The organism is Kitasatospora sp. NPDC056531 (assembly GCF_042794375.1).
Lineage (GTDB): Bacteria > Actinomycetota > Actinomycetes > Streptomycetales > Streptomycetaceae > Kitasatospora.
In genome coordinates this window covers 1-2,450 of sequence record NZ_JBHTTU010000285.1, presented here as the reverse complement: position 1 = coordinate 2,450, position 2,450 = coordinate 1, and the positions used below count along the sequence as shown (strand labels likewise).

Below are 2,450 nucleotides of genomic sequence, written 5' to 3'. Positions count from 1 at the left end.
CGGCCACGCCGTACCGGCTGTTCCCGCTGTCGCAGTACGTCGACGCGGTGCTGCGCCCCTTCCGCTTCACTGAACCGACGGATGCCGAGCGGTACTTGACGCTACTGCGCGAGCTGGCCCGGGTGGTCGGGTCGATCGCGGACAAGGCGGCGGAACAGGCCGCCCGCGGCTTCCGGATCCCTGCCCCGGCCCTAGCCGGTGCGCGCGCCACCGCCGCCGCTCTGCAGGTGTCCGTGGCCCGCCGGGTGGAGGTGGAGGGCGACCGGCTCGACGGGGTTGCTGATGGACAACTCGGCGAGCGCGTAGGGCGGTTGGTGGCGGACGAGCTGGAACCGGCCTTCCACCGTCTGCTCGCCGTCCTCGATGATCCGGCCTATCTGTGCGCGGCGCCGCAGACCGTCGGCTGGGCGCACTACGAGGGCGGGGAGGAGGCGTACCGGGAGTTCGTCCGGACCCACGCCGGGTGCGACACTCCGCCCGAACGGCTCCACGAGCTCGGCCGCGACCAGTGCCGCGAACTGGCCGAGCGGATGCGGGAGTTCCGTGCCATCCTGGGATTCACCGGCTCCGAGGAGGAGTTCCACGACCGGCTGCGGACCGAGCCCCGGCTGTACGCCCGGACGCCCGGGGAGGTCGAGGCCCGCTACCGCGGCCACCTCGACCGGCTCGCCCCACGGCTGCTGCAGTGGTTCGCCGTGCTGCCGGCGGCGCCGTACGGGCTGGCGCGGCTGGATCCGGCGCTGGAGGCGGGGATGACCTTCGGGTACTACGAGTTGCCGACCCCGGCCAGCCCGGTCGGGCGCTACCGCTACAACGGCTCGGACCTGGAGCGGCGCTCGCTCCTGGGCTCGGCCTCCCTGATCTACCACGAGCTGGCGCCGGGACACCACTTCCATCTCGCCCGGCAGGCGGAGAACCTGGCGCTGCCGCAACTGCGCCGCGAGGTGGCCGAGTTCGGCGCGTTCAACGAGGGCTGGGCCGAGTACGCGGCCGGCCTCGGCTGGGAGGCGGGCCTCTACGAGGACCCGTGGGACGCCTACGGGCGCCTCGCCCAGGAGCGGTTCACCGCGCAGCGGCTCGTGGTCGACACCGGGCTGAACCTCGGGACGATGAGCCTCGCGCAGGCCCGGGACTTCATGCGTGCCAACACCACCGAGGCGGACGGCCAGATCGCCTCGGACCTGCTGCGCTACGCGACCGACCTGCCGGGGCAGGCGCTCTCCTACCGTGCGGGCTTCCTGGAGTTCGGCCGGTTGCGGGCCCGGGCGGAGGCCGACCTGGGCGCCGGGTTCGACGTGCGGGCCTTCCATGAGGCGGTGCTGGGAGGCGGTGCGCTGCCGTTCCCCGCCCTGGGGTGGCGGGTGGTGCGTGAACTGGGCATTCAGCGGTGATGCGCAAATAGGACAAGCGGTTCTTGTGGTTAGTGCACGCACGGTAATCCGTAGCGGTCGGAAGCATGGATAGCACTCGCATGAGTGAAACCCGCCGGGACTGTTTGGCCTCGATGCACATGACTGGTCTACGGTGGCGGAGGAGCGGGCGGCATAACCCCATCGACGAGGATTCAGCCCAGCAGGGAATCCTGCAAGGGAGTCGAGAATTCCGAAAACGGGTGCTTCCGTCCGCTCGGCTGTGCGTACTCCGGAGTCCGCAGTACCCGGGGCCCTGTCATCCGTCTGCGTAGAGAGGTTGGAGCATCATGCCGCCCGTAGTCCCGCCGTTCCTGGTCGGTCTCATCGTCGCGCCACTGGCCAAGCGTCTCCTCAAGCCGCTGGTGCGCGGCGTCGTCAAGACGTCCGTCGGTATCGCCATGGAGGTGAAGAAGGCGGCCCATGAGGCCGGGGAGAACATCCACGACCTCGCGGCCGAGGTGGCCGCCGACATGGTGGCGTCGCAGGCCACCTCCGGTGACGGTCGCTGGCCCGCCGAGGCCGTCGCCCCGAGCGCCGTCGCCCCGAGCGGCGGGAACGTCCCGAGCGGAGGGAAGGACGAGGCCGCCGAGCGGGCCGAGGCCGAGGCGAGGACGCCGAAGATCCGAGCGACCGCCGGGGCCGGCGCCGGGGCCGGCCCCGGCAAGGCGCACTGACGCCCTGAATTCACGGCTCCGCCGGCCGCCTGGGCGCGTCCTCCGAACGACCCCGGAGGGCGTGTCCACGCGGCGGTCGGCCGCGGGCCTTTCGGCCGTACCGCTCTCCCCCTCCAGACCTTCCACTCCGTCGCAGTAATCCGCCGTGCGCAGGAATTCCGCCGCGCCCACTGACGGACCAATCCGCGACCTCCGCAAACAGGTGATCGTACACATGCCATCTCTGCTGGGTGCCGCAGCCGGATATCGCACCGTGGATTTGGACGTGAGTCCGCGCTCGGTCATTCCTGGCCGCCAGCGCTGGGACGTCAAGCTGGTTCTCGGACGGCCCAGGGCGGCCGAACTCCTCGCCGCGGCCCTGCGC

The 2,450-nt window shown here is 71.4% G+C and carries 2 protein-coding genes; both read left to right on the top strand.

The window, feature by feature from the left end:
* Window positions 1–1,391, top strand: a 1,391-nt coding sequence (locus ACFQ87_RS45640) for a DUF885 domain-containing protein (RefSeq protein WP_380616954.1), incomplete at its 5' end; no start/stop codon positions are given.
* Between the two features lie 308 nt (window positions 1,392–1,699).
* A complete protein-coding gene (locus ACFQ87_RS45635) occupies window positions 1,700–2,086 on the top strand; it encodes a DUF5132 domain-containing protein (protein ID WP_380616953.1) in 387 nt (128 codons plus the stop codon).
* Window positions 2,087–2,450: the final 364 nt, after the last annotated feature.

Bases quoted from the DNA above. Each gene is read 5' to 3' on its own strand.
- ACFQ87_RS45635 (WP_380616953.1), top strand. From the start codon at position 1,700: ATGCCGCCCGTAGTCCCGCCGTTCCTGGTCGGTCTCATCGTCGCGCCA.